Source organism: Pseudomonas brassicacearum, from assembly GCF_000585995.1.
GTDB classification, from domain to species: Bacteria; Pseudomonadota; Gammaproteobacteria; order Pseudomonadales; family Pseudomonadaceae; genus Aquipseudomonas; species Aquipseudomonas brassicacearum_A.
This window is the reverse complement of record NZ_CP007410.1, coordinates 900,818-922,785: the sequence shown is the minus strand read 5'-3', so window position 1 is coordinate 922,785 and position 21,968 is coordinate 900,818. Positions and strand designations below refer to the sequence as shown.

At 58.6% G+C, this 21,968-nt stretch carries 20 protein-coding genes; 13 read left to right on the top strand and 7 right to left on the bottom strand.

What is annotated here, in order from left to right:
• Nucleotides 1-2 precede the first annotated feature (2 nt).
• The 4 genes from CD58_RS03830 to CD58_RS03815 are packed head-to-tail and all read right to left on the bottom strand — an operon-like array spanning nt 3 to nt 3,535.
• A complete protein-coding gene (locus CD58_RS03830) occupies nt 3-857 on the bottom strand; it encodes a phosphate ABC transporter ATP-binding protein (RefSeq protein WP_025211752.1) in 855 nt (284 codons plus the stop codon).
• Entirely contained in the window at nt 858-1,733 is an 876-nt protein-coding gene (pstA, locus tag CD58_RS03825) for a phosphate ABC transporter permease PstA (RefSeq protein WP_025211751.1), read from the bottom strand.
• Nucleotides 1,730-2,626, bottom strand: coding sequence for a phosphate ABC transporter permease subunit PstC (gene pstC, locus CD58_RS03820; RefSeq protein WP_025211750.1), 897 nt, complete (start codon nt 2,624-2,626; stop codon nt 1,730-1,732). Before pstC ends, pstA begins: the two co-directional genes overlap by 4 nt.
• Nucleotides 2,627-2,656: 30 nt before the next feature.
• Nucleotides 2,657-3,535: a phosphate ABC transporter substrate-binding protein gene (locus CD58_RS03815; RefSeq protein ID WP_200868905.1), complete on the bottom strand. Its 879-nt coding sequence runs from the start codon at nt 3,533-3,535 to the stop codon at nt 2,657-2,659.
• Nucleotides 3,536-3,693: 158 nt separating this feature from the next.
• Here CD58_RS03815 and CD58_RS03810 point away from each other — a divergent pair, with 158 nt between their 5' ends.
• The 6 genes from CD58_RS03810 to CD58_RS03785 all read left to right on the top strand — a co-directional run bounded on the left by CD58_RS03810 (nt 3,694) and on the right by CD58_RS03785 (nt 9,036).
• The gene (locus CD58_RS03810; RefSeq protein WP_025211748.1) at nt 3,694-4,542 is read left to right on the top strand and encodes a long-chain fatty aldehyde decarbonylase; all 849 of its coding nucleotides are present in this window, start codon (nt 3,694-3,696) and stop codon (nt 4,540-4,542) included.
• A 40-nt stretch (nt 4,543-4,582) separates the two neighbouring features.
• Complete coding sequence (locus tag CD58_RS03805; protein WP_025211747.1) at nt 4,583-5,512, top strand: permease; 930 nt, start codon at nt 4,583-4,585, stop codon at nt 5,510-5,512.
• 24 nt (nt 5,513-5,536) lie between these two features.
• Nucleotides 5,537-5,971: a hypothetical protein gene (locus CD58_RS03800; RefSeq protein WP_025211746.1), complete on the top strand. Its 435-nt coding sequence runs from the start codon at nt 5,537-5,539 to the stop codon at nt 5,969-5,971.
• Nucleotides 5,968-7,176 (top strand): SDR family oxidoreductase, encoded by a 1,209-nt coding sequence (locus CD58_RS03795; RefSeq protein WP_025211745.1) that lies wholly within the window; start codon nt 5,968-5,970, stop codon nt 7,174-7,176. The genes CD58_RS03800 and CD58_RS03795 overlap by 4 nt, the downstream gene beginning before the upstream one ends.
• Nucleotides 7,163-8,227 carry a hypothetical protein gene (locus CD58_RS28730; RefSeq protein WP_144238509.1) on the top strand — a complete coding sequence of 355 codons (1,065 nt, stop codon included), beginning with the start codon at nt 7,163-7,165 and terminating at the stop codon, nt 8,225-8,227. The genes CD58_RS03795 and CD58_RS28730 overlap by 14 nt, the downstream gene beginning before the upstream one ends.
• 125 nt (nt 8,228-8,352) lie before the next feature.
• Entirely contained in the window at nt 8,353-9,036 is a 684-nt protein-coding gene (locus CD58_RS03785) for a helix-turn-helix transcriptional regulator (protein ID WP_025211743.1), read from the top strand.
• Between the two features lie 216 nt (nt 9,037-9,252).
• On the opposite strand, the gene CD58_RS03780 is transcribed toward CD58_RS03785, so the two are convergent.
• Nucleotides 9,253-10,170 (bottom strand): LysR substrate-binding domain-containing protein, encoded by a 918-nt coding sequence (locus CD58_RS03780; protein WP_025211742.1) that lies wholly within the window; start codon nt 10,168-10,170, stop codon nt 9,253-9,255.
• Nucleotides 10,171-10,356: 186 nt separating this feature from the next.
• Here CD58_RS03780 and CD58_RS03775 point away from each other — a divergent pair, with 186 nt between their 5' ends.
• From CD58_RS03775 to CD58_RS03745, 7 genes are all read left to right on the top strand, one after another.
• Nucleotides 10,357-11,877: an ABC transporter substrate-binding protein gene (locus tag CD58_RS03775; protein WP_025211741.1), complete on the top strand. Its 1,521-nt coding sequence runs from the start codon at nt 10,357-10,359 to the stop codon at nt 11,875-11,877.
• 104 nt (nt 11,878-11,981) lie between these two features.
• The gene (locus CD58_RS03770) at nt 11,982-12,899 is read left to right on the top strand and encodes an ABC transporter permease (protein WP_025211740.1); all 918 of its coding nucleotides are present in this window, start codon (nt 11,982-11,984) and stop codon (nt 12,897-12,899) included.
• 9 nt (nt 12,900-12,908) lie between these two features.
• Entirely contained in the window at nt 12,909-13,811 is a 903-nt protein-coding gene (locus CD58_RS03765) for an ABC transporter permease (RefSeq protein WP_025211739.1), read from the top strand.
• Between the two features lie 16 nt (nt 13,812-13,827).
• Entirely contained in the window at nt 13,828-14,844 is a 1,017-nt protein-coding gene (locus tag CD58_RS03760) for an ABC transporter ATP-binding protein (RefSeq protein WP_025211738.1), read from the top strand.
• Nucleotides 14,841-15,830 carry an ABC transporter ATP-binding protein gene (locus CD58_RS03755; RefSeq protein ID WP_025211737.1) on the top strand — a complete coding sequence of 330 codons (990 nt, stop codon included), beginning with the start codon at nt 14,841-14,843 and terminating at the stop codon, nt 15,828-15,830. The genes CD58_RS03760 and CD58_RS03755 overlap by 4 nt, the downstream gene beginning before the upstream one ends.
• Nucleotides 15,827-17,251, top strand: a complete 1,425-nt coding sequence (locus CD58_RS03750) for a M20 family metallopeptidase (protein WP_025211736.1) — start codon at nt 15,827-15,829, stop codon at nt 17,249-17,251. The genes CD58_RS03755 and CD58_RS03750 overlap by 4 nt, the downstream gene beginning before the upstream one ends.
• Nucleotides 17,248-18,402, top strand: coding sequence for a M20 family metallopeptidase (locus CD58_RS03745; RefSeq protein ID WP_025211735.1), 1,155 nt, complete (start codon nt 17,248-17,250; stop codon nt 18,400-18,402). Before CD58_RS03750 ends, CD58_RS03745 begins: the two co-directional genes overlap by 4 nt.
• Nucleotides 18,403-18,656: 254 nt before the next feature.
• Here CD58_RS03745 and mdeB read toward each other — a convergent pair whose 3' ends face one another.
• Together mdeB and CD58_RS28965 are read right to left on the bottom strand one after the other, a co-directional pair.
• A complete protein-coding gene (mdeB, locus tag CD58_RS03740) occupies nt 18,657-21,353 on the bottom strand; it encodes an alpha-ketoglutarate dehydrogenase (protein WP_025211734.1) in 2,697 nt (898 codons plus the stop codon).
• Nucleotides 21,350-21,913 (bottom strand): hypothetical protein, encoded by a 564-nt coding sequence (locus tag CD58_RS28965; protein WP_235195292.1) that lies wholly within the window; start codon nt 21,911-21,913, stop codon nt 21,350-21,352. The genes mdeB and CD58_RS28965 overlap by 4 nt, the downstream gene beginning before the upstream one ends.
• Nucleotides 21,914-21,968: the final 55 nt, after the last annotated feature.

Sequence of the window (21,968 nt, the reverse complement as noted above, 5' to 3'; positions counted from 1 at the left end):
ATTCAAGCGAACTGCAAATAGGTCTGAGTCAGCTCATGGCGTGGCCGCTCAAACACATCCCTGGCCTTGCCACATTCAATCAACTTGCCCACCTCCCCAAGCTTCCAGAATACAGCCACCTGGTCTGCTACACGGCGAGCCTGACTCAAGCTATGGGTCACGAGAATGATCGTTCGTCGTTGAGCCAGGCCAAGAATCAGCGTTTCAATTTTTTGAGTCGAGATCGGGTCCAAGGCGCTGCATGGTTCATCCATCAGCAAAACATCAGGATCCAACACCAGCGCCCTGGCGAGACACAGTCGTTGTTGCTGACCACCCGACAACGCCATCGCTGAACTGTCGAGTCGATCATGCACCTCGTCCCACAACCCCACTTCCCGTAATGACGACTCAATGCGGCTATTGATATCGGCCTGCGCTTGAATGCCGTGCTGCCTGAGTGCGAATTCAAGGTTCTTGCGAATCGAAAATGGAAATGGATTGGGACGTTGAAACAGCATCCCAACCTGGCGCCGCAACTGGGTCGAGTTTTTTGCCAGATGCTTATTGTCCATCCAGCTGAAGTTGATCGAGCCTTCTACCGAGCAGCCTGGCACAAGATCGTTCAGGCGGTTGATGCAGTACAACAAACTCGACTTCCCGCACCCTGATGGACCGATGAGTGCGGTGACTGAATTGCGTGGAACGCGCAACGTCACGCCCTCAACGACTGTGCGCTTGCCATAACTCACGGAGAGATCCTGGATATCGATATGCCCTGACGCACCAGTACTCAAGTGAGTAACCGCCCCGTGCACGCTTGATACCGCTCGTATAAACGGTTCAAGCGATATAGCTCTATTGTCGTTGTTCATCATTCAGAGACTCCGTGTCGTGTTGCCAGTCATGCGTCGCTGCATCCAACGAGTCAAGGCGTGCACAATGAAGCTGAGCAAGGCCAGAAGCAGCAGCAGCGCAAGGGCCGAGCCATAAGCGTTAGGGGTACCGCCTGGCACATTGGTCGATAAGTCATAAATATGAACAGAGACGCTGCGCCCGGAATCGAGAACCGATTCGGGCATCCTGTCGGAATAACCGCTGGTGAAGAGCAGTACAGCCGTTTCCGCCAGGGCTCTTGTCAACGCGAGCACCACACCCGCGCATATGCCAGGCAGCGCTACCGGTACCATCACATGCCATAAAACTGACTGTTTCGAGAGGCCGAGCGCTGCGCCGCCAGCGCGATGGGCAATACCCGCGGACTCCAAGGAGAATGCCAGTGAGCGCGCCAAAGTGGGCAGGATCATGCAGGCCAAGGTCAGCCCGCCGGCCAGAATTGAATATCCCAATTCCAATTGCCGACAGAACAGGCTGAGCCCAAATAATCCAAACACGACCGAAGGAATGCCCGCCAGTATGTCGAGACTGCAACGCAGTATCGTAGCCGGCCAACCTGCGGGATTAAAACCCTCAGTCAACATGACCGCGACGCCAAACGCCAAGGGCAAGGCGGCCGTTAAGCTGACCAACACAATTCCCAGGGTGGACACGAGAATGGGGGCGATCCCCCCGCTGCGGCCTGCATCTTCCGGGCTTGCCAACAGAAAGTCCCAGCTCAGCACCTGAAGTCCGTTACCGAACACCGTTAGCAGCGGCCACAGGAGCATCGCAACTGCCGTCAACGTCAGACCATACATCACGAACGTCCAGACGAAATCCCGGAAGTCGAAACCGAACACCTGAAAGCGCCTCATGAAGTCATCTTCCTCTGACGCATACCGATCCACTCGCCCACTGCAACCAACGCGCTGACCAAGAGCAACATCAGCAGCCCGGCTACGAACAGGGAAGCGCGGTGATCCCCCATCGCGTAGGGCATTTCCAAGGCAATGTTCGCCGTCAACGCTCGTACTGGATCAAACAGCGAAGTCGGTACCTGCACAATGTTGCCACAGACCATCAACACCACCATTGTCTCGCCGATTGCTCGGGCAGCACCGAGCACCATTGCGCAAACAATGCCCTGCCTGGCAGCAGGGATAACGATACGAAGCAATGTCTGGCTGGTTGAAACGCCCAGCGCGGTTGATCCCTGTATATAAGCTGTCGGAACTGTCTGAAGGGCCGACTGGGTCAACACCGTGATCGTTGGGATGATCATCAGTGCAACAATGAGGACACCGGCCAATAGACTCGCACCTGGCGGGCTCCAGATGTTCACGATCGGAACGATCGAACTGACGCCCCAAAGACCGTAGACCACGGTAGGCACTGCAGCACTGAGCTCCACAAGATTGCGCAGCACGCGAGCAAGCCGCGGGGGCGCTTTGAATGTCGTGACCAGCGAAATGGCCAGGCTCAGTGGTGTTGCAACGACAAGCGCACCCATGGTCAGGTAAAGGCTCGCCAATACCATTGGGGCCATGTTGTAGCTCGCGTCCCGCGGCCACCACCCCTCGTCTGTAAAGAATCTTATAGGCCCCCCCTGCGCGATCAGGGGGAAGCCTTCACTCAACAAGAAAGCGACAATCAAAAACACGATTGCCGCGCCTAGCAGAGCGAGCATGGACATGGCCGACCAGAACGCCCATCCACGCAGCTTCGCAGGATGGGCCTTCGCGACCACCTCATCTGTCAATAAAGTCATGGAGAGTGCCTGATCAGCAGCGCCTGGCCGTCATTTCGTCACCGGAATGAAGTACATGCGAGTCACAAAGGCTGCTGCTTCATTGGAGCGGGCAAACGCCAGGAAGTCCTGGACCGGCTCTGTGAGAGGTGCTTTGTACACCAGATTCAGATCTCGGCTGATCGCGTACTCGCCCGATGCTACCGCCGCTGTCGATGGAATCTGATTGCCCAACGGAATTAGCCGAATTGCGGCCCCCTGATCGGCTTCATACTCAGCCGAACCAATGGACACGTAGCCGATTGCAGCGGGAGAGCCCGCAACAGTCTGAATACCCTGCTGGTTGTCTCCAATAATCACGTGGGCGCGGATATCTTTGTAGGGGATACCAAAGAACCCACTGAAAATTTCCAGGGTCGATCGCCCCTCCGCCTTGCTCACGACGGTGATAGGCGAATCATCTCCCCCAACGTCTTTCCAATGGGTGATCCGGCCTGTGTAGATTCCGACAACCTGCTCTTTTGTCAGACCAGTGATCGGGTTGCTTTTATGAACGATCATGCCGATGCCATCTTTGGCAATCAGCGCATGCTCCAGATCCCGCTCTTCAGGCTTGAGCTCACGAGAGACCATGCCAAGCACAGCCGTACCGCTGCGCACATCCATAATCCCCCGAGCACTGCCGCCTGCCTGGACCTCGATTCTAATGCCCGGATGCTCTCGCTCATAAGCTTTAGCCAGTTCACTTATCAGCGGTGCGATGGTACTGGCCCCCACGACGCTGACACGCACGGCCTTCGCTTCAGTCTTTTGATCCGTCTCACGATTGCAGCCTGACAGGCAAAGCAACGCACCCAGCATCCACAGCACAGGCACGCCAACGTGCCGGGCCGTCCAGGTTCTTGTATTCATTTCTTCCCCGATTTCCATGGGACACACCGAGTGACCGATGCGTCAATATCTGACTAATCGTAAGACGGAACGGACCGAACGTTGAATAGAAGCTATGTACTATGGCTGTACGCCAGCAGCCTCCCGACAATTGCGCGGCAAGGGAATGTCCTTGAGCCTAATGGGAGGATATAAAAATGAACGAAGTTTCTGCCAGCACCCAGCCAAATCACCGCGTACCCGTTGACTTACGTGCTGTAAACCGCCGAGAAGAACTGAGCACTGAGCACAATAAAAGCGACGGTTATTTCAACCTGATCGCGTACATCGCTTCAAACGCAATCGCTGGAGAGGTGATGGCGGTAGAGAACTATTCGGAAATGGTGCCGTTGATGCCAGATACCGAAAGCAAGATCGAAACCGTCAAACAAGCCTACGAAGAATCAAAACACATTCTGATGCTGGCCAGCCTGGGCAAACGCCACGACTACATCGTGATGCGTGAGATCGTGGAGCCGCAGTGGTTCAACATCCGCCGGCACTTCAGCGCGGCTGTTCAAAACAAGGATCTGGCTGCGTGCCTGATCATTCAAGACCTGATGACCGAAACCATGGCCATCGTGCTGTACCGAACCCTGCAGCGCCAGGGCGATCCGGACACTTCAGCACTGGCCGGAAAGATTCTGGAAGACGAACTGGAACATCTGGGAATCGGCCTGGCACGTATCCGTGGCCTGATCGCCAAAGACCCGGAAGGTGTTCATGAAAGCCTTAAATGGGCCCACCATCGTGTAATGCCTGAGCTGTTCAGCATGGTGAGCACCAGCTGCCACTTCCTCTGCGACCGACTGAACATTGACTGCGGTGCTCTTTCACTGGGTGACCTGAAGACCGACATCGACGAAATTCGCATCGAAGCTTTGGACACCTACGTAGAAACCCTCGATAAAGCGAACTTCGATCCGCTTGTCACAGCGGCACTGATCGAGTCGATGCAAACCTATGGCGGCACCCCGTCAATGAACGCTGGGCTGGCCAACGCCTGACGCGTTGCATCAGCCCGTCATCAGTACCGGCGGAGCTCATATGTCCGATAACACAACCTTAACGCAGGGGATTCAAGCCTTCTTCGAGTTTCTGCTCATGGACGGTGCCCTGCTCATTGGGCTTTTCCTGCTGGTCACCTGGTTTGTGGTAATGCTGCAACAACGCATGCCCTTTCAAGCGACACAAGGCTCGCTGCTTGGGTCCTCGGGCTGGCGGTCGGCATTTGCCGCCAGTGTTGGGGGCGTCATCACGCCCTTTTGCTCCTGCTCCACGATTCCCGTGCTGAGCGGCATGCTCAGGGCAGGCGTTGGCTTCGTGCCCAGTTTCGCTTTCCTGGTGGCCTCGCCAGTAGTGAACGAGGGTGTGTTTATTCTGCTGTTCCTCACTGTGGGGTTTGTCCCTGGCGCTGTTTTCATCATCGGCGGCCTGGCACTGACTTCCGCTGCTGGTGTGGCAGCAGGAAGGCTCGGACTGGCAAGACACGTGACGATAGCACCTGCCCCCAAGAGCAGTGCCGCCTTCCTGGGCCAGGGGATTCGAACTTGGCCCGGTTGGCAACCTGCGAGTCGATTCGCTTGGCTTGCGGCCAAGCAGGAGTTGCGGACGGTCGCGCCGTATCTGCTGATCGGCTTGTTTATCGGAGGCTTGATCTACGGCGCCGTACCGAAAGACACACTGATGAGCCTTGTCGATCGACTACCGGCCGGCTGGCTGTATCTGGCATGCGCCTTAGTCGGCGTACCGCTGTACATCTCGCCCATAGCAGCACTGCCAATCGGATTTGCCCTGATCGAGAAAGGGTTTCCAGTCGGACCGCTTGTGACCTTTCTGGTGGCGGCAATCGGCACAAGTCCTCCCGAGATCATGCTGCTGTTCAGGCTTTTCAAACTCCCCCTGGTGATAGCCCACACGCTAACAGTCATTGTTTGCGCTCTGGTCCTTGGCCTGGCTGTCGCACTCGTGCTGTAACCATCTAAATAAAGAGGGCAAGACATGCTCAATTTTTTCAAAAAGACTTCGGACGCAGATATCACCCAAGTCAAACGCGCATTGGGGCCCGAAGCTATCGTGGTGCTCTCTGCAAGTTGCTGTATGCCCGGCACTACGCAGGTTGACGAACAGATCGAAGCGGCAGCACGTGACGCCTTGACGCAGGCCAAGCTGGACTGGCCGGTACTCACGATTACCGTGACTACTGCGCAATCGATCCTTCCGAAGCTATCCGCAGAGCTGAACGCAAAAGAAGGCGCGGTAGCCCAGCAAGTCACGGAGTTGTTCATGACTCATGGTCTGAGTGCATTCCCGATCGTCATTGTTGACCAGACGCTGATCTCCTACGGTGGAGTGCCAGACCAAGCGATGATTCATAACGCACTGGCTGCAGCTTCTGAAACCAACCTTAATCCCACGAGTGGCGAGGTCCGATGAAAACGCCTCTCCAGACCCCACGCCACGGAAAACGCGTCTTCCTGACAGGAGGGACGGGATTCCTCGGCGCACTCATGGCTGCTCAAGCGCTTAGTGATGACTGGGCAGATCACTTGGTCATCCCGACCAGGCGAGGTGACCATAACGTTGGCATTCCAGAAGAAGTGCAGCGTGAACTGCTGGCATTGGGAAGAAGTGCTGACGAATTCGAGAAAAAGGTGACCACTGTTCACTGGCAGGGTGCTGAAACCGCATCGGTAGAGCTGCTGGAAAGTATGCTTCGCTCAGGAAATGTGGACACGGTCGTCCACTGCGCAGGTTGCCTCGATTACTTCGATAATGAGGCGCTGCAAGCTCTGAACGTCGATTTCACTGCAAGGCTTACTGTCGCAGCCAAACAAGCAGGCGTGAGCTTTTTTATCTTCGTTTCCACGGCCTACTCCGCTGGCTACTCTGGAGGTGTAGTGCCAGAAACGGCGCTGAACGAGCCGCCGAGCGATCCTACCAACTACACGCTGACCAAGCGGGCAGCTGAGCGCGTAGTTGCTGAATGTGGCATTCCATTCCTTGTCGTCAGACCATCCATCGTGATTGGTAGCTCTGCTGATGGTCGCTACAGCGGTAAGCGCTATGGCCTCTATCAGCAATGGATGGGTATCGAAAGGCTACTCTCCGATCGCCATCACGCCGAACTGCATACGGTCGCTACGGACCAAGCGCTCAACCTCCTGCACCAGGACGCTTTCCAAGCCAGCATCGCCAGCGTGTTTCGCTGGGTGCCCGAAGGTGAATACGTCAACCTGGTCGTTGACGATCAGACCAGTCCGTCGATGAAAGACCTATGGCGGCTGTTCTGCAAAGTCACGCGCCCCAAGACCGTGATTTTCTACGATAGCCTCCAAGCGGTTGATCTAAAGGCCATCAACATTCGCCAGCGAGGCTACCTGACGTTCGCTCAGACCAACCTCGAAATCGGTGCCTACCCTTGGCAATTCGACCGGCAGTGGCTCAAGGTTTTGAGCCAACGTGGCCTGAACTTCACTGAAACGACATTGAACACACTGCAGATCTGCCAAGACCGATTTATACGTTCCTCTCAGCCCATCCAACGGTACCTTGAGCGCTTCGGCGCGGATCTGCCTGCTCACACTGAATACCGTGACCACCTCGATGCCTGGGACGTTTCTGCCAATGAACATGCTTGATACCGCGGTCTCTCGACTGGAGCCCTGGCAACGTGAACTGACCCACACCGCCGCCATAGTGAACGGCGCTCTCGAGGCTGATGAGCAGCCTGACTCCCCACCTCGTGTCCTTTGGTGGGGAGGTGCGTACTCTCAATTGCTGTCTATGTGTGTAGACAAGATGCGCGGCGAACTGATCATCGCTGATAGCGACCCACGCCAACTACGCAAAAGCGCAGCGATGATGGACAACGCTCGCTGCGTGCGGCTAATGGCGCTTGCTGATTTATCGCGTGATGCCAACATTATTGAGCCACTACTCCAGGGTGCCTTAATTCGTGACATCGATGGTTACATCGCACTGGAGGAGAAACTGCGATTTGGCGTTGAGCGTTCGCCCGCTGTTTCTGATGGTTGGGCCAGTCGAATCCTGATGGACTTCACCCTCAATCGCGTGAATGCTGAGGATGAAAAACAGGTATTGAGGGAAGCATTTCGTGCTCTGAACCTAACCGGTTGCGTGGTCTGCGCAGTACTTGTAGGCGATGAACCTTTGACCTCTCACCACACCGTCAGGTCCGCACCTGCCGGAGCGCCACTTCGGTTACCGTCAGAAACGGCTGTGATAGCTGCGTTCGAACAAGCCGGTTTCCATGGCATCACCTTCCATTGGTCGCCAACGGCAGCAAGCGCTATCGACAGAATTGGCGATGCTGAAGTACGCATGTGCACCGTTAAGGCATACAAAGGTAAACAAGGCCCGTGCTGGGAGTTAGGACAGGCCGTTATCTATCGCGGTCCTTGGCTTGAAGTGCGCGATGATGATGGACATGTGTATCGTCGTGGTGAGCGGGTCGCTGTATGTGCAAAGACATATGACTTGATGATGCGTGCTCCTTACCAAGGCGCCTTCCTCGGACTTCGCAGCGTGAACGAGCCACCGCTGAGTCAGGCCGCGCCTTTCGATTGCAACACACCTGCTCTTCGAGACCCGAAGGTGACCAAAGGGCTGGCTCCTTTTCAAGGCGCTCAGGCAGCTGCTTGCTGCCCCATAGAAAGCGGATGTTGTTAGACCAGTACCAATCGGCCGACGCCTGTCGCGAGGGATACCATTTGGCCATATAATCAAAGTCCAAAGCACATCAGGTGTCTGAAACCAGGCTCCTGATGTGCTTACATCGGGCAGGGAGAGCGAATATGGAAAGCGACAGGAACAGCTGGCAAGGGCTTCAAACAAGCATAAGAACGCCATCCTTTCTAGACCTGGACGTGGACTGCACTGCCATTGGTATCGCCTCTGTGAATGGCCCCGCCGTTCACTTCAAGAAAATCCTTTTTCTCGAAGGCGAAATTCACGAAGAGCCCGAAACGCTGCAGAGCCACTGTGCTTCGCTGCTCGCCCTATGGGCTGCAGTGAGAGCGCCGTCCTTGATTGACCTCGGCAAATGCACGTGTATAGGACGCCGCTTGCTCCTACAGGAGCCGACCCTTGGTAGAAGGTTTGCCGTCCACGCCACCCACCTCGACGAGAACAACCTTCTCTTTGCAGTCGTTAGTTCGACGAAGCGCTGGAACAACGTTGAAACTGCCAAAAGCCTGGTCACAGTACTCGTTCAACATGCAGCTCAAATTCACGCAGCTGACGATTTCCAACCTTGTGTACCACTCGAGCAGATAGGCGCAGGGCTGGATTGGTATCAATTTACGACCCGGGAAGTTGAAATTCTGAAGCTAGTCGCCAGCGGAATCAGCAACAAGCAGATCGCCCGGGAACTAGGTTCAAGCCCAAATACGGTCCGAAACCAGATCCATACGTTGTTCCGCAAGGCAGAAGTGACAAACCGAACAGAGTTGGCACTTAGGGTTGCCGCAACGATTTGATACAGGTGTTTACGATTTGCCGCCAGACGTTGCGAATGGCATTGGAACGGGTGCTCAAGTGGAGTGCAATTGCGCACGGCACTCCAACAACTAAAAAATAATAACTTTATAAATCAATAAGCCACTGATCAAATTCAAGTTACCCCAGCCCACCACTTCATCATCTAAAGACGTCCACGGACGTCTTTTTTTGTGCCTGAAATCCACCTCGCCTTCTCAACGACGCTTCGCCTTCGCCAGCCCAGCTATCAGAAAATCCCTGAACGCAGAAACCGCCGCCGGTAAATTGCGTCCCGCCATGCTTTGCAGTTCGATGCGCCGTGCCTTCATGCCTTCATCAAGGATCGGCAAGCATTGCAGTGCCTTGTCTGCCACCTGCTTGTGCAAGGTCATTTCGCTGGCCAGGCTTATCCCCCCCTCTTCGCGGACGAAGCTGTAGAGTGAGGCAACGTAATTCGTGGTCAACACCGGGTCGAACAACAACCCCTGAACACCGCAACAGATGTCGAACAGTTGCCTTATCGTGGTATCGGCCTTGGGTAACGCAATGGGCCAGGGTTGCAACTCGGCGAGGCTGACAGATTCACGCCCGGCCAAAGGATGGGAATTGGAGACCACGACAAAAATCGCTCCGCCCAGGACATGTTCGACCTTGATTTCCTTCTGCGGCGTCAGGCTGAAGGTCATCGCCAGATCGGCTTCGCCGGAACGCACCTTCTCAGTCGCTTCCGCAGGCGCACAGACCTCCAATGTGAAATGGATGCCCTGATACTCACGCCGGAACGCGCTAATGCTGCTGGGCATGTATTCCAGTGCAAAACCTTCCGAGCAGGCCACATGCACATGGCCTCGCTGCAAGCCATGCAGCTCGGTGATTTCCAGCACCACCTGCTCGGCCTCAAGCTGCGACTTGCGCGCATAAGCCGCCAGTCGCGCGCCCGCCTCGCTCAGCACCATGCCCCGGGCACGGCGCTCGAACAGGTTGGCATCGAGGGCCAACTCGAGCTTGGAAATTTGCCGGCTCACCGCTGACGCCGCGACGTTCAGCCGTACCGAGGCTTCGCTGATCGATCCGCATCGCGCCACTTCAAGAAAATAGCGCAGTGCCGTGGACTGCACACCATACAGCTGCATCGGCGCCCCCAAGGTTTGCCTTTTCGGCAAAGAAAGTATCGAAATATTATTCTTGTGGCATTGATAGCCTTTCCCTACATTCGAGTCCAGATCAAAAAAAATACCGCCTGATTTTTTTCTTCTCCTTTGCGCGTTTGCGATTCGCTGCCCTTTGATTCAACCACTCTCGCCAACGGAGACGACGGCATGGGCATCAAAGGTTTCGCCTGCAGTATTGCGCTGATGGGCCTCATCAGCAGTTTTCCGGCTCATGCCGGTAAAGCCAACGACACCCTGGTTTACGCTTCCGACAGCGAACCTGAAAACATCAGCCCCTATCACAACGATTTACGCGAAGGCGTGATTCTCGGCCGGCTGATCTGGGACAACCTGGTCTACCGCGACCCCAAAAGCGGTGAATACAAACCCATGTTGGCCACTGGCTGGAAACAGGTCGACGACACCACCATCGACTTTGAGCTGCGCAAAGACGTCAAATTTCACAACGGCGACGCCTTCACCGCCGACGACGTGGTGTTCACCCTCAACTACGTGGTGTCGCCCGAAGCGAAAGTCGTTACCGTGCAAAACGTAGACTGGATCAAGAGCGCCGAAAAGACCGGCGACTACAGTGTCCGCCTGCATTTGAAGAAGCCTTTCCCTCCGGCACTGGAATACCTGTCCAACGCCGTTCCGATGTTCCCCAAGCAGTATTTCGAGAAAGTCGGCCTGGCCGAATTCAGTCGCAAGCCAATCGGTACCGGCCCGTATAAAGCCGTGTCGGTAGTGGCTGGCGAAGGCGTGACGATGGAGATCAACAAGGATTACTTCCCGGACAGCCCACAAGGCAAGCCACATATCGGCCACCTCAAGTTCCGGGTGATTCCGGATGCAGAAACCCGCCTGGCCGAGTTGATGACCGATGGTGTCGACTGGACTTGGCGTGTGACCCCGGATCAGGCAGTCGACCTTAAAGGTATGCAGAGCCTGACCGTGACCAGCGGCGAAACCATGCGCATCGGCTTCCTGATTCTTGATGCCCGGGGCACCTCCGCTGAAAACTCGCCCATGAAAAACCTCAAGGTGCGTCAGGCCATCAACCATGCGATCAACCGCAATGCGCTGGCCACGCAATTGGTGGGTGGCGAAGCCAAACCCTTGCAGGTTGCCTGTTATCCAGGCCAGTTCGGCTGCGATACCAGCGCGGCGACGGTCTACGACTATGACCCGGCCAAGGCCAAGGCGCTGCTTGCCGAAGCCGGTTACCCCAATGGCTTCGAGACCGAAATCTTCGCTTATCGCGACCGTGATTACGTCGAAGCCATCATCGGCAACCTGCGCGCAGTGGGCATCAACGCCAAGCTCCGCTTCCTGAAGTACGCCGCCCTGCGCGATCAGCAACGTGGCGGCAAGGTGCCCATGTCGTTTCAGGCCTGGGGCTCGTTCTCGATCCTCGACACCTCGGCGTCGGCAGGTACCTGGTTCAAGGGCAACCCGGACGACAACATCAAGGATCCGCAAGTCCAGGGCTGGCTGCAGACCGCTGACAACGCCCTCGACCCGCAAGTGCGCAAGGACAACTACCGCAAGGCGTTGCAGCGCATCAGCGAACAGGCGTACTGGGCGCCGATGTTCAACTACTCGATGAACTACGCCTACACCGCCGACCTCGCGTTCACGCCGTACCCGGACGAGCTGCCGCGTTTCGTTCAGTCCAGTTGGAAATAATCCGCACCGAGCGGATTGATCGAGAGGTGCCGTGGCTCGCGGACTAAGCCGCACCACGGACACCACCTGACACCTGTCATCCATTGGATATGAGGAAACTTGCCATGCTTGGATTCCTTCTGCGCCGCCTGGGCATCGCGATTTGCGTCGCCATCACCGTGTCGGTGATCAGCTTTTCTCTGTTGCACCTGTCCGGCGACCTGGCCACGGCCATTGGCGGACCGGAAGCCACCAGCGAACAGATCGAACAGATCCGCGTGCAATACGGTTTGAACAAACCGCTACCGACCCAGTACTTCAACTGGCTGGGCGATTTACTGCGGCTGGACCTGGGCAACTCGTTTTTCTTTCAGGAGTCGGTCTACAACCTCGTCGTCAGCCGCTTGCCGATTACCCTCGGGCTGGGTGCCCTGGCGCTGGGCATCGCCTTGCTGGTGGCGATCCCACTGGGCGTGCTGGCGGCGGTCAAGCGCGACACCTGGGTTGACCGACTGGCCTTGAGCATCGCGGTGCTGGGTCAGGCCATGCCCAGTTTCTGGTTCGCGCTGATGTTGATCGTGGTGTTCGCGGTGACGCTCAAGTGGCTGCCGGTGTCCGGCAACTCGACCCTGCTGCACTTCGTCATGCCGGCCATTGCCTTGGGCTACTACGCGACGCCGGCAATCATGCGCCTGACCCGCGCTGGCATGCTGGATGTGCTCAGTTCCGATTACATCCGCACCGCCCGCGCCAAGGGCCTGCGCCCTGCCCGCGTGCTGTTCAAGCACGCACTGCGCAACGCCTTGATTCCGGTCGTCGCGCTGGCGGCGGTGGAGTTCGGCTTCATGCTCGGCGGTTCAGTGGTGATCGAAACCGTGTTCTCCCTGCAAGGCATCGGACAACTCGCCTGGGACGCCATCGCCCGTGACGACTTTCCAGTGGTACAGGCCGTGGTCCTGCTGATTGCGGTGATCTACATCATCCTCACCTTGCTGGCCGATGTGCTCAACGCACTGCTCGACCCGCGCATTCGCGTGCGCTAGGAGGCTTACATGAGCACCCCCACCACCCTCGCGATCAATGACTACCTGCCCCCCCCGAGCAGCCTGAGCCGAGTCCTTGGCAGAAGCTTTCGTCATCGTGGTTTCGCCATCGGCGCGGTGTTGTTGCTGATTATCTTCGCCGGTGCACTATTCGCCCCGTGGCTGGCCCCCTACGACCCTTATGCGCAAGACGTGATGCTGCGCATGAAACCGCCGGTATGGATGGCCAACGGCACCTGGGAATACGTTCTCGGCACCGACAAGCTGGGCCGTGATTACCTGTCGCGACTGCTCTACGGCGCTCGTATTTCGCTATTCATCGGCATTGCGGCAGCGCTGATTTCCGGCTTTATCGGCACCGTCATGGGGCTGTTGGCGGGTTACTACGGCGGCAAGGTCGATGCGTTTATCAGCTATCTGATCACCACCCGGCTGGCGATGCCGGTCGTGATGGTCGCGCTGGCCTCGGCCTCGCTGATGGGCGGCTCACTGAAAGTGGTCATCGTGCTGCTCGGCTGCCTGTTATGGGATCGCTTCGCGGTGGTGGTCAGGGCTTCGGTGCAACAGATTCGCGACGCTGAATATGTCGCGTCGGCCCAGGCGCTTGGCTGCTCGACCCTGCGCATTCTGGTCAGTGAAATCCTGCCCAATCTGGTCGGCGCGCTGATCGTCGTCGCGACCCTGGAAATGGCCCACGCGATCCTGCTGGAGTCGGCCCTGTCGTTCCTTGGGGTTGGTGTGCAACCGCCGACGCCGTCCTGGGGTTTGATGATCGCTGAAGGCAAACCCTACATGTTCTTTTCCCCGTGGGTCATCGCCATTCCCGGTGTCGCCCTGATGATTCTGGTGCTGGGCATCAACCTGGTCGGCGACGGCCTGCGCGATCTGATCCTGCCCGATGGCCGTAACTGATTAGAGGAGTCCGGACATGGCACTACTCCATGTAGAAAACCTGCGCGTGGACATCCCCATGGGCAACAGCCCGACACCGGATGACATGCTGCATGCCGTGCGCGGTCTGGATTTTGAAGTCGAGCGCGGTGAAATGCTGTGTATCGTCGGCGAATCCGGCTGCGGTAAATCCCTGACCTCGCTGGCGCTGATGGACCTGTTGCCACGCAAGGCCAAACGCACCGCGTCCCGGCTGACGCTGGACGGCATCGACATGCTCGGCCAGAGCGAACGGCGCATGTGCGACCTGCGCGGTAACCGTCTGGCGATGATTTTCCAGGAACCGATGACCTCGCTGAACCCGGCCTACAGCATTGGCGATCAGCTCAGCGAAGTGCTGACTCAGCATCGCAAGGTGTCACGCAAGGATGCCCTCGCTCGCGCTGCGCAAATGCTGGAGAAAGTCGGAATCAGCAATGCCACCGAACGCTTGCGTCAGTACCCGCATCAGCTGTCTGGCGGTTTGCGCCAGCGGGTGATCATCGCCATGGCGTTGATGTGCGAGCCGGACCTGATCATCGCGGATGAACCCACCACGGCACTGGACGTGACCATCCAGGCGCAGATCCTGCGCTTGATCCGCGACATCCAGAAAGAGTTCGGCCTGGCCGTGATCTTCATCACCCACGACCTTGGGCTGGTGGCACGGATCGCCGATCGGGTCGCGGTGATGTATGCCGGGGAAATCGTCGAGACCGCCCCCGCCCTGCAACTGTTCGAAAACCCACAGCATCCGTACACCCGTGGTCTGCTGGCCAGTATTCCAATCCCTGGCCGGACCAAACCGGGTGAGGCACTGGGTTCGATTCCAGGCCTGGTGCCGAGCCTGGTGGGCGAACAGCAAGGTTGTGCGTTCCGCAATCGTTGCGCTCAGGCGATAGCGGCCTGCGCGCAAAACATCCCCGAAGTCGAACAGGACGGCCACATGGCGCGCTGCCTGTTCGCCGCTCCGGCTCCGGCACCGATTCGCCTTCAAGAGAGGGCACGCTCATGAAAAAAGACATCACGTTGGAGCTATGCGACATCCGTCGCGAGTTTCGGATCAACAAGGGTTTCTTCAAACCCGCCGCCACGCTGAAGGCCGTCGATGGTGTTTCCCTGCGCCTGATGCGTGGCGAGACCCTCGGCCTGGTAGGCGAGTCCGGTTGCGGAAAAAGTACCCTGGCCAAGATCCTGCTCGGTCTGTTGCCGCCGACCAGCGGCGATGTGCTGGTCAATGGCAAACATCTGGCGGCGACTGATCGCAAGGAAATGTCCCGGCACATCCAACCGATATTCCAGGACCCGTATTCCTCGCTGAACCCACGCAAGACGCTGCGCGAAATCGTGACCCTGCCGCTGATCGTGCATGACATTGGCAGCACCGCCGAGCGACGCAAGAAGACCGAGGAGATGCTCGATGTGGTCGGCCTGCCGAAGCGGGTCATCGACAGCTATCCGAGCCAACTGTCCGGCGGCCAGCGGCAACGGGTGGCCATTGCCCGGGCGTTGATCATGCGCCCTGACGTGTTGATCTGCGACGAACCCACCTCGGCGCTGGACGTTTCGGTGCAGGCGCAGATTCTCAACCTGTTGCAAGACCTCAAGCGCGAATTCGGCCTGACCTATCTATTGATCAGCCATAACCTGGCAGTCATCGAACACCTCGCCGATCGGGTCGCGGTGATGTACCTGGGGCGCATCGTCGAGGAACGCACGCGCGAATCGTTGTTCGCCAAACCCGGCCATCCTTATACCCGTGCCTTGCTGGATTCGGTGCTCACGCCCGATCCGCGCCTGGGCATTCCCGAAATCGGCCTGCGCGGTTCCTTCCCCAATCCGATGTCACCGCCCTCCGGTTGCGCCTTCCATCCACGCTGCCCGAGCTGCTTCGCCCCCTGCAAAACGGCCTACCCGGCCAATGATCCGATTATCGGCGGCAACGTGCGTTGCCACCTTCACGACAATCCTGCCCAAACACTGGAGCTTGTCCACTCATGAGTCGTTCACTGGCCATCAGCAACACCACCGAGCAATTTGATAATGGCGCCTTTTTCAACCTGCTCGAACGTAGCGTCGCCTTGCACACCGAAAGCCAGGCAACGGACAGCCGGCCCGAGCTGTACCGCTATCTCCATGACTTCATTACCCCGCATGTCGAGGCGATGGGCTTCAGCGTCAAGATCTATGACAACCCGGTGGCCGAGCGCGGCCCCTTCATGATCGCCACGCGCATTGAACATCCTGAACTACCGACCGTGCTCAGCTACGGCCACGGTGATGTGGTGCGCGGCTATGAAGCGCAATGGCGTGAAGGCCTGTCGCCGTGGCAAGTCATTGCCGAAGGCGATCGCTGGTACGGCCGCGGCACGGCGGATAACAAAGGCCAGCACCTGATCAACCTGACCGCGCTGGAGCAAACCCTCAAGGCTCGCGACGGCAAGCTGGGTTTCAACGTCAAACTGCTGCTGGAAATGGGCGAAGAAGAAGGCTCGCCGGGCTTGAATGCATTCTGTGCCGCCCACAGTAAAGAGCTCGCCGCGGATGTTTTTATCGCTTCGGACGGCCCGCGCCTGGCGGCCTCACGACCGACGATTTTTCTCGGTTCACGCGGGGTGTTCAACTTCGAGCTGGTGGTCAATTTGCGCGAAGGCGCTCATCACTCTGGCAACTGGGGCGGGTTGCTGGCCAACCCTGGCATCATTCTGGCAAATGCCATCGCGAGCATGGTCGATGAACACGGTCGGGTGAAAGTAGCGGGCCTGATGCCCGCGACGCTGCCTGAGCCGGTTCGCCAGGCGCTGGCCGATATTGACGTCGGTGGCGGACCGGGCGATCCGGAAATCGATGCCAACTGGGGTAATCCGGAACTCTCGCTGAGCGAAAAAGTGTTCGGCTGGAACACCCTCGACGTCATCGCCTTCAAGACCGGCAACCCGGACGCCCCCGTGCACGCGATCCCCGGCAAGGCCAACGCCCACTGCCATATCCGCTTCGTGGTGAACAGCGACTACACGACCTTTATCCCGGCGGTGCGCGCCCACCTGGATGCCCATGGTTTCAGCAATGTCGAGGTCAAGCAAAGCCGCATCGACGTGATGCATGCCACTCGGCTGGACCCGCAAAGCCCGTGGGTCAATTGGGCGCTCAGCTCCTTGGCACAGACCACTGGCAAAAAACCCGCGCTGCTGCCAAACCTCGGCGGCTCTCTGCCCAACGATGTGTTCGCGGACGTGCTCGGCCTGCCAACCTTGTGGGTGCCGCACTCGTACCCGGCCTGTTCACAACATGCGCCGAACGAGCATTTGCTGGCACCGGTGGTCAAGGAAAGCCTGCAAATCATGGCCGGGCTGTTCTGGGACCTGGGCAACGACGCGGCACGCCTGACCCAGGAACATCAGTTGCGGGAGCAGGCGCAATGAGCGCCACGCCACAACAGGCGCTGGACTGGCTTGCTGACCAGCGCCAAGCCATGGAAACGCTGCTGCAGCGTATCGTCGACACCGACTCCAACAGCTATGACAAGGCGGGCGTCGACGCGGTGGGGGCGCTGCTCGCGGCTGAACTGGAAGCCGACGGCATCCTGCTCAAGCGCATGCCGGTGGATAATTTTGGCGACGTGCTACTCGCCGAAGTGCCAGGCGAACCGGGAAAACCGGTGTTGCTGCTGGGCCATCGCGACACGGTGTTCCCCAAAGGCACCACCGCGACGCGCGGCTACAGCTGCGATGGCAACCTCGCCTATGGCCCCGGCGTCGCCGACATGAAAGGCGGCCTGGTGCTCAACTGCTTCGCCCTCAAGGCACTCAAGCGCGCCGGTCCGTTGCCCTATCCGGTGCAGGTCCTGTACACCGGTGACGAAGAGATCGGTTCCGGCAGCGCCAGAACCCATATCGAACACGCAGCCCGTGCCGCCCGCGCCGTGCTCAATGCCGAACCCGGCCGGGCCAGCGGTAACGTGGTCAGCGCACGCAAAGGCGGCGCCACGCTGGTCATCGAAGTCTTCGGTCGCGCGGCGCATGCCGGGGTCAACCATGCCGACGGCGCCAGCGCCATCGAGGCCCTGGCACGCAAGATCATCAAGTTCCATGCCTTGACCGACTACTCGGCAGGCATCACGACTAATGTGGGCCTGATATCCGGGGGCACGTCCAGCAACACCGTCGCGCCGAGCGCCTCGGCCAGGCTGGACGTGCGCTTCATCGAACTCAAGCACTGGGACCAAATCTTTACCGCAATCCTGGCCATCGTCGCAGAAGAAGAGCTGATCGGCACCCACGCCATCCTCAAGGAAGCGACGACCTTTCTACCGATGGAAGCCCAGCACAGCAAACGGTTGTTGCACATCTACCAACAAAAAGCGCTGGCGCTGGGTTTCAGCGTCGAAGGCGAGTTCACCGGCGGCTGCGCCGACTCCGGGTTCACCGCCAGCCTGGGCATTCCGACCCTGTGTGGCCTCGGGCCGGTGGGGGGTAAGGTCCACACCGATCGTGAATACCTGGAGCTGGACACGCTGGTGCCTCGCGCCCAGGCATTGGTGGCGACCATCCTGGCTGTTGGCGAAAGCAGTTGAGATCACGTGGCGTCGAGATCAAAGTCCAAAGCAAGAACAAGAGCAGGACACACGTCCAACCTCTATGTAGCTGAACCACCGCTATCGCGAGCAAGCTCGCTCCCACATGGATTCGCGGGTGTTCACAGCATCTGTACACGACACAAAAACCTGTGGGAGCGAGCTTGCTCGCGATGAGGCCAGCAAGCCCGACATCCCTGTGACTGAACCACCGCCTTCGCGAGCAAGCTCGCTCCCACAGGATGAAGCCGGCTTCAAGCGTCCCAAGGGGCCACGGCGTCAACGTCAATGGCGTAGCGTTCAATGGCCTCGGCACAGACGCTGGCGTCCAGACGTCTCTCATGCACCAGCGAGGTCAGTGCACTCAGGACGATCTGGTGACGGTCCACTTCGAAGAACCTGCGCAGTTGGTTGCGGGTATCGCTGCGGCCAAACCCGTCGGTGCCGAGCACGGTGTAATGGCCATCGAGATAACTGGCGATCAACTGGGGCAAGGCGCGCACGTAGTCCGTGCACGCAATGATCGGCGCCGAGTCGCGGAGGCATTCTTGAACATGACTGCATTTGGCAGGCTGTCCAGGATGCAGGCGATTCCAGCGCTCCACTTCACGAGCATCACGTGCCAACTCGGTGAAGCTGGTAACGCTCCAGACCTGACTGTCGATACCCCAATCGCTGGCCAGCAACTCGGCAGCGGCAATCACTTCGCGCAGGATGGCGCCGGAACCCAACAACTGAACACGTCCACGCGCATCCTCGACTTCATGCCGGGCAAACAGATACATGCCCTTGATAACGGCCTGTTCGACACCTTCAGGAAGGTTGGGCTGCGGGTAGTTCTCGTTCATCAGGGTGACGTAGTAAAACTCGTCGACCTGGCGCTCCAGCATCTGGCGCATGCCGTGATCCAGGATCACCGCAAATTCACCCGCGAACGCAGGATCATAGGCGCGACAGTTGGGCACCATCGACGCCATCACGTGACTGTTACCGTCCTGGTGCTGCAAGCCTTCGCCCCCCAGGGTTGTGCGCCCCGCGGTGGCCCCCAGCAAGAACCCGCGAGCGCGCTGATCCGCCGCGGCCCAGATCAGGTCGCCGATGCGCTGGAAGCCGAACATCGAGTAATAGATGTAGAACGGCAGCATCGGCAGGCCATGCACCGAATAGCTGGTCGCCGCTGCGACCCAGGAACTGATCGCCCCTGCCTCGCTGATGCCCTCTTCGAGAATCTGCCCGTCCAGGGCTTCTCGATAACTGAGGATCGAACCAATGTCCTCCGGCTCATAACGCTGCCCCACGCTGGAATAGATGCCGATCTGCTTGAACAGACTGGCCATGCCGAACGTACGCGCTTCATCCGCCACGATCGGTACGATGCGCGGGCCCAGTTGCTTGTCCCGGAGCAAGCCGCTGAGCATCCGCACGAAGGCCATGGTGGTGGACATTTCCTTGCCTTGGGCGGCAATGGCAAACCCGGCGTAGTTGTCTACATCGGGCACGGCCAATGACGCGCAGGCCGAAGGTCGCGCAGGCATGTAGCCGCCCAACGCCTGGCGGCGGGCATGCAGGTAGCGCATTTCCGCGCTGTCGTCGCTCGGTTTGAAGAAGCTCAGCGAGGTGGCCTGTTCATCGGTCAACGGCAGGTTGAAACGGTTGCGGAACGCGATCAACGCCTCACTGTCGAGTTTCTTCTGCTGGTGCACGGTCATCTTGCCCTGCCCGGCGTCGCCCATGCCGAAGCCCTTCTTGGTCTGGGCCAGGATGACCGTAGGTTTCTTGCCCTCGAGCATCGCGCTTTGATACGCGGCAAAGATCTTCACCAGGTCATGACCACCGCGTTTGAGGCGGTCGATCTGCTCGTCGGTCAGGCCTTGGGCCAGATGCGCCAGGGCTTCGTCCTGGCCGAAGAAATGCTCGCGGTTGAAGCGCCCATCCTTGGCCGCGAACGTCTGGAACTGGCCATCGACCGTGGCCGACAAGGCCCGGACCAACGCGCCATCCTTATCCTGGGCAAACAACCTGTCCCAGTCGGAACCCCACACCAACTTGATCACGTTCCAACCCGCACCACCGAACAACGCCTCGAGCTCGTCGATGATGCGACCGTTGCCACGCACCGGGCCGTCCAGCCGCTGCAGGTTGCAATTGACCACCCAGACCAGGTTATCCAGCCCTTCGCGCGCCGCCAGGGTCAACGCCGACATGCTTTCCGGCTCATCCATTTCACCGTCGCCAAACACCCCCCAGACGGTTCGTCCCGAGGTCTCTTGCAGGCCGCGGTGCTGCAGGTAACGCATGAAACGCGCCTGGTAGATCGAGCTGATCGGACCGATTCCCATGGAGCCCGTCGGGAACTGCCAGAAGTCCGGCATCAACCAGGGATGCGGGTAACTCGACAACCCCCGGGCGCCATTGGTGCGCGCGCCGATCTCTTGCCGATAGTGCTGCAGATCCTTTTCTTCCAGGCGCCCCTCGAGGAACGCCCGGGCATAGACGCCTGGCGCCGAGTGCGGTTGGTAGAACACCAGGTCACCGCCGCCGGTTGGGGTGCGCGCCTTGAAGAAATGGTTGAAGCCCACTTCAAACAAATCCGCCGCACTGGCGTAACTGGCGATGTGTCCGCCCAATTCGCCATAGGCGTGATTGGCCCGGGCAACCATCGCCAGGGCATTCCAGCGCATGATCGATGCCAGGCGCTCCTCGATGGCCAGATCCCCGGGGAACACCGGTTGCTGCTCAACGCTGATGGTATTGATGTAGGGGGTGCCATGGCTCGGCCGCCAGCCGATGTCCGGAGTGCTTGCCACGGCCAGCAGCATGTCGAGGATTTGTTTTGCCCGGCCCGTGCCGCCGTGGGCTGCGACGGAGAGCAACGCCTCACGCCACTCGGCCATTTCTTCATCCTCGAAAGCCTGGACCGGCCATTGGGCATGGAGATCGGACAGGTTCATAGGCAACTCCTGCAGGTGTCGGGTATCACTTCAAGGTGACGCGAATGGCTCACTCGGGCGAGGCTTTTGACCTGCTCTACCGCCGCAATGACGGAACGTTCGGCCGCCTCATCCGGTGCGACCGGGTAGAGGCATGGCTTACCAATGGAAAGGTCGTGCAAGAAGCGCTCGTCCAGTTCACCGAGCACTACAAAACGGTAGTCACGCTTGGCCGCTTGCACTTCAACGAGCTTGCCAGACGCGTTGTTCAGCGTATCGACATGGATCAGCGCAACATTGTCAAAACAGCTGAACCCCTGATGGATCAAATCAATATGATCACTATCAAGTCCGCTCACGATGACCACGATACGCGTACAACTGGAAGGCTCGCGCATCCACCTCATTGCGTGGATACGCCCCTGGGCGCTTCGGCTCATAAACTTTGCCTTTCTTGTTTCAACAGGCGCATTGACGAGGACATGGTTTAAATGACGCCACGCGCCTGCAGCGCGCTTTTCGCCAGACGCCGGGTCGTCGATAAACCTGATCCAGACTGCGGATTGCGATGCCGCACGCATGGCGGTATTCCCGGCGATCGGGTTGCAGCAGCTTGCTCCGAGCGGCGATCCGAGG